This window comes from Candidatus Schekmanbacteria bacterium (genome assembly GCA_003695725.1).
GTDB lineage: Bacteria > Schekmanbacteria > GWA2-38-11 > GWA2-38-11 > J061 > J061.
The window spans coordinates 1-6,138 of sequence record RFHX01000127.1; the positions used below are offsets into that span (position 1 = coordinate 1).

Genomic DNA, 6,138 nt, shown 5'->3' on the forward strand with positions numbered 1-6,138 from the left:
CTTCATAACTGAAAAGAAAAATTATTACATTATTGCGTACAAAATCCACTTTTAAAATTTTTTCAAAATGTATTTTAACCTGATAACATCAGATATCACCATCTATAATTCTTAAATTGCAGCTGCACAATATCATTTCTGAATGGAGGGGGCAAAATGAGGGAAATAATAAAAGAATATATCGATGGAAGTATTACGAGAAGAAGTTTTATTCAAGCCCTTGTTGCAGCAGGATTAAGTTTAAATGGGAGCAAATCTTTAGCGCAGGCAATTAGTACTACCCCTATTACAAAGGCAAAAACAAAAAATTTTACCGGCACAGGTGGTGAATTAATTGTAGAAACAGTATCTGCTGCAGGAGTTGAATATATATTTGGGGCAAATGGCACAGGGCTTTATCCATTCTATGATGCCTTAGTAGAAAGGAAAAAACCACGCTTCATATTAAGCACGGAAGAAGGCCAAGCAGTTTCAATGGCAGAAGGATACCATCTTGCAACTGGTAAAACTGGATTTGTAAATATGGCGCGCATTGGGCTCCCTCATGCTTCAAACAACCTTTACAATGCATGGAAAGACCAATCGTCCATTGTTGTGATTACTGATGGCCCGGACACCAGATATGCCGGAAGAAACGGTTTTGAAGATGTCGATGATTGGCTTGAAACAGTTGAACAATTTACAAAATGGCGCTGGATGGCAAAGTGGCCTGAAAGAATACCAGAATTAGTAAAGAGAGCTTTTCAGCTTTCAATGATACCTCCCGGCGGCCCAACTTATCTTATGGTGCCAACAGATGTAATGAAGAGAGACAAAATTTCAGCAGAAATACCCTTTCATGATTATTATGAGTTTTCTCTGAATATAGAACCTGATTCTGATGAAATCGAAAGGGCGGCAAAGATGATAATCGAATCGAAAGCTCCATTGATCCATGTAGGACATGAGGTAACGCGGGCTGGCGCTGTCAAAGACCTTGTGGAGCTTGCAGAATTACTGAATATCCCAGTAACACAAGGTGCAAGCGTTTACAAAGATTTTCCAACTGCCCATAATCTCTTTCATGGAAAATATTTTGCAGGGTTTACTTACGATTATTCCATAGACTTATTCATCAATTTTGGGACGCAAATGCCTGATATGAGTATGATGGCATTAGGAATACCGGGACCTTTGCCTGAAGGAGCAAAGATAATTCATGCAAGAATGGACACATCAGACATAGCACGCATCAAACCTGTAGATGTTGGTATTGCAGGGAATGTCAAAAAGATAATTAGGGCAATTATCGATGCTGTTAAATCTCAGCTTCCTAACGAAAGAATAGAAAAAATCAAAAAATCACGAGAATCAAAGATATTAGCATTCAAAAAGCGCCTGATAAAAATGAAAGAAGATCGTATCAAAAAAAGATGGAATAATTCTCCTCTTTCATGGGAAAGATTCACTTCTGAATTGAAGGATTATCTCGATGACGATGCAATCATCGTACCCGAAGTTGAAAATCCAAGAGGTTCAACAGATTTAATCGACTTTTCTCCCGATGGAAGAAAATGCATAGGTTGGACAATGGGCTCAGCTCTTGGGTGGGGACATGGTGCCGCTGTTGGTGTTAAGATAGCCGAACCAGATAGGCAGGTTGTATCTCTTATCGGTGATGGCGGATTTATGTTCTGTGGTTGCTCTGCTCTATGGAGCAGTGCAAGATATGAAGTGCCTCTTCTAACAGTAATCTACAACAATAGAAGTTATGATGGCCCAAGAAGCAGAATGTTTTCTATGGGCAGAAAACAGGGACAGATGGGAAAAGATATTGCCTGTTATCTTGGAAATCCTGATGTCGAATACTCAGATTATGCAAAGAGTTTCGGTGTTGAAGGAGAAAAAATAGAAAGCGCAGATCAGATAAAGCCCGCCCTTGAAAGAGCAAAAAGCGCAATAAAAAGAGGCGAACCATATCTTTTGGATGTAATTATTGAACGACTCGGACCCGGCTCAAAATCAACTTGGTATCCAAAAACATCTATTAAAGAAATGAGAAGCAAACCTGTGTAAAAGAAATGTCTTTCAAAAAAAATATCTCTTTTGTTCTAATCGAACCAAAAAAGGGCGGTAATGTAGGTGCCTCTGCACGAGCACTTCATAATATGGGATTTAAAAATCTCGTCTTGGTAAATTCAAACCTGCATTTAGATGAAGAAGCCAAAACATTTGCTATGAAGGGAGCATATATCCTTCAAAATGCAAAGAGCTTTGACACGTTAGAAGAAGCAATAGCTGAATCCTCACTTGTTGTAGGACTTACAAGAAGAAGAGGTAAAAAAAGAGGCCTATTCTATGAATTTGAAGAAGGAATTCAAAAAATAAGAGAAAGAGCTTCAAAAAATAAAGTATCCGTCATCTTTGGAAGAGAAAATTCAGGTCTTTCAAACAAAGAAACAGAAAGATGCCACTTTTTAATTACCATCCCAACAGGCAATACTTCTTCTTCGATAAACCTTTCACAATCGGTGCTTATAATGGCATATGAATTATCAAGATATGAGATGATCAAAACAAGGGGGGAAAAAATAAAATCAGTTACTGTAAAAGAGCTTGATTATCTGTTAAATGAAGTTAAAAATACTCTTATCTACTTAAACTACGGGAAAAGAGGCGATAGAGACCTGCTCCACTCGATTTTGCGGACAATGAAGGGGTTTTTTACACGAAAGGGACTGACTAAAGCTGAAATGAATATGTTTCTCGGCATTTTTAAGGAATTACGGAAAAAGGGAGGTGACAGTTGATGGATTTCTTAAATATACAGTGGTATGGAAACAGTATTCAACGGTGGATAATAGCAGGCATTCTAACATTTCTGATTCTCTGGGGCTTATATATCCTCAAAAAAATAATTTTTAAGAGTTTATCTGCCCTTGCCCAAAAAACAGACACAGAATTAGATGATATGCTTGTTGAAGTACTTAAAAAAACAAAATTTATATGTCTTTTAATTTTTTCACTTTATCTTTCATCAAATCTCTTGACTCTTCCTGAAAAGGCAACATTCATTTTAAAAAACATTGCAGTTGCAGTTCTTCTCTTTCAGGTTGCTATTTGGTGCAATGCTCTTATTACATATGGTTTCCCCTACATTGTTAAAAGAAAAATCGACCAAGATACAGCCAAATTAACTCTTTTCAATACACTTGCCTTCATCGGCAAATTGATATTGTGGTCCGTAGTCGTTCTTATGATACTCGATAATTTTGGAATCAATGTTACAACTCTTGTAGCAGGATTGGGCATTGGAGGAGTTGCTGTAGCACTTGCAGTGCAAAATATCTTGGGAGACCTTTTTGCATCCCTTTCAATCGTTCTCGACAAACCGTTTGTTCTTGGAGATTTCATTGTTGTTGGAGATATCTTAGGAACTGTAGAAAAAATCGGGCTCAAAACTACAAGGATTAGAAGCCTTTCAGGAGAATTGATTATTGTATCCAACAATGACCTCCTTTCAAGCAGGATTAGAAATTATAAGCAAATGATGGAAAGAAGAATACTCTTCTCAATTGGTGTAACCTATCAAACACCTGCTGAAAAGCTCGAGCTTATTCCAAAGATTATCAATGAAATAATTACAAAAGAAGAGCTTGCACGTTTTGACCGTGCTCATTTCAAAAGTTATGGCGATTTTTCATTAAATTTTGAAATTGTATATTATGTCCTGTCACCAGATTACAATACATATATGGATGTACAACAAAGAATAAATTTGGAAATTTATCGCAGATTCGAAAAAGAGGGCATTGAATTTGCCTATCCAACTCAAACTTTATTTATTGAAAAAGGCGGAGAAAGTTGAATTCAGTTTTAAAAAAGCCTCACTATCTCTTTTCTTATTCAATTGCCAGGAAGTGAAAATATATCTTTCAATTTATTGATACCTTTCCTAACGGCATCTTCCTTTTTACTTTTCTTTTTCTTTCCAACACTTTTCCCTTTCTTTTTTCTGCCGCTGTCTTTCTTAAAAATCTTGTCGAGCTCTTGGCGAAGCAATTCTTTCCCTTTTTCGACAGCTTTCTTTTTAACAGACTTCATTTCAAGGGATATCTTCGGTGAATTTGTTGTGCCGGAAAATTTCAGTGGAATTTCTGTCCATCCCTTTTTGTTGCCTATAAAATTGTTCAATGCCTTTCCGCCGGAAATTTTTTTGGACAGCTCAGGAGAAAGCTTCAAAATAGCTTTTCCATCTATTTTCCCATCAAAAGCTATATCGCCGTCAGAGGCAACCTTTAAATCTTTTCCATTGAGTCTTAATTTTCCATATTCGATTTCTTCATTCTTTATATGAAATACAGTTTCACCATCCTTGAAGACAACTGTTTTCAATTCATCAGCGCTTAAAAGGTTTGCAACCTTATTTAGAAATTCAACACCTGAAACTGTAATATTTTTTACCTCGACTTTCCCTTTGCTTCTCAAGGTCTTCTTTATTCTTTCAGCATCCAAACCAAAAGCCGAGTAATCCGCCTTTGTAGTCACAAGTCCTTCAATCTTTCCAGAAAAATCTGAAAACAAGAGAGGTTTCAAGTCCTTTAGGGAAATATTTTGAGCATCAACCATACCGCTAAGTTTTTCTGATTTTTTCCCTAAATAAGCCTCACTTTTAAGAAAAAATTTACCCTCCCCCAAATTGAATGTAAGATTGGGTATTTTAATAATATCCTGCATATATTGCGCATTCAAAAATAATGAGTTAACAGGAAGGTTACTGTATTTAATCTTTTCTGCTTTGGCAGACAAAATCAACTTGAATAGCTTGCTTTTCTTCTCTTCTCCCTTCTCCAATTTACTTGATTTTTCAGCTTTTTCTCTGTTTTTTCTCAATGTCTCCTCTTCTTCTGAAGAAGTAAATTTCTTCACAACTTCATCTAAATCTAAAATCTTCGACTCTGAAGAAACATTTACATTTATAGGGGCATCTTCTTTTGGAATTTTTGTATTACCGCGGACAAAAAAATCAGAATTTCCCAATTTCAAAGGGGACAATTTAATGCTAATTTCACCATTTTCAATTTTTCCATCAGCATTCATTGTCAGAGGAATATTGCCGTAATCTTTAAACTTAGCTTTAAATTCCTTAATCCGAAAGTCACCTATAACTGATGAAAGTGAAAAATCATCAATAGTCCCCTCATAAAACAAGGAAGTACCTATTTTGCCATCTTCCAATGAAATTAAATTTATTTCTTCTTTTATTGACAAAGGAAGAACTTTTTCAATAAATGGGATAGAAAGATTTTCGATATTTACTTTAGCCTCTATTTCAGGATTTGCAAAAGGCGTTTTCAACTTCAAATCCACAGGTATTGATACTTTTTCGCCAAATGCTTTCAAGAAAATTTCAGACTTTATTGCGGCATTTTTTTCATAATCCTTGGAGTTTGCAGTAATCTCAAAGTCAGTTTTGCTCCCTTTCAATGTCTCAACAAAAGACGAATATTGAGGATTAATGGCATTTACAACTGCATAAGGGTTTACATCTTTAGAAACAAAACTAATATTGCAACCCTTATTTATTAAATCAATGCTTCCTTTAATATCAATCGGTAAAGATGATGCTTCATTTTCTGAAATTTTTAGATTGCTTTTGACACTAATATCAAAGGCTTTCTTAGCCAATTCCCCTTTTAAAGAAATATAAATATTTTCAAGTCGATAGCTGCTTTCTTCCCCTTCGTTCCTATCTGTGAATAATATAGTTCCACCGTCAATCACAATCTTTTTAACATTGAACGCAAATGTGTCTTTTTTTGAAGCTGTCTGTTTTTTTCCCTTTTCCTCTTTCCTCTTTTCCTTTGCTGCTTCTTTAGTCGTACCTTTTTCAATTAAGTCTGAAAAATTGAATACTCCTTTTTCGTCTCTGATAATTCTTATAAGAGGTGATTTGAAATAGATATTTTTGATGTTGAGCTTTTTTTGAAGAAGATCGAGAAAACTAAAACTTAATTCTACATTGTCTATCCTTAGGAATTCTCCTTCACCATATTCAGCATTTTCCTTTATTGAAACATCCTTTAAATCAACTCCTGTAAAGATACCTACGCTTATATCCCCAATCTCTACATCTCTTCCAATATACTCACTCACCAC

4 protein-coding genes are annotated in these 6,138 nt (G+C 35.6%); 3 read left to right on the plus strand and 1 reads right to left on the minus strand.

Translation table 11 applies throughout. The features are described from left to right. Window positions 1-156: 156 nt before the first annotated feature. From D6734_05170 to D6734_05180, 3 genes are read left to right on the plus strand one after another with little or no spacing between them, the layout of a single operon-like run. Window positions 157-2,055, plus strand: a complete 1,899-nt coding sequence (locus tag D6734_05170; protein ID RMF95660.1) for a thiamine pyrophosphate-binding protein — start codon at window positions 157-159, stop codon at window positions 2,053-2,055. A 5-nt stretch (window positions 2,056-2,060) separates the two neighbouring features. Continuing rightward, on the plus strand, window positions 2,061-2,789 hold the full coding sequence (locus tag D6734_05175; GenBank protein RMF95661.1) for a TrmJ/YjtD family RNA methyltransferase: 729 nt from the start codon (window positions 2,061-2,063) through the stop codon (window positions 2,787-2,789). Beyond that, window positions 2,789-3,847, plus strand: a complete 1,059-nt coding sequence (locus D6734_05180; GenBank protein RMF95662.1) for a mechanosensitive ion channel family protein — start codon at window positions 2,789-2,791, stop codon at window positions 3,845-3,847. The genes D6734_05175 and D6734_05180 overlap by 1 nt, the downstream gene beginning before the upstream one ends. 38 nt (window positions 3,848-3,885) lie before the next feature. Here the strand turns inward: D6734_05180 and D6734_05185 are convergent, their stop codons facing one another. After that, window positions 3,886-6,138: an AsmA family protein gene (locus tag D6734_05185; protein RMF95663.1), complete on the minus strand. Its 2,253-nt coding sequence runs from the start codon at window positions 6,136-6,138 to the stop codon at window positions 3,886-3,888.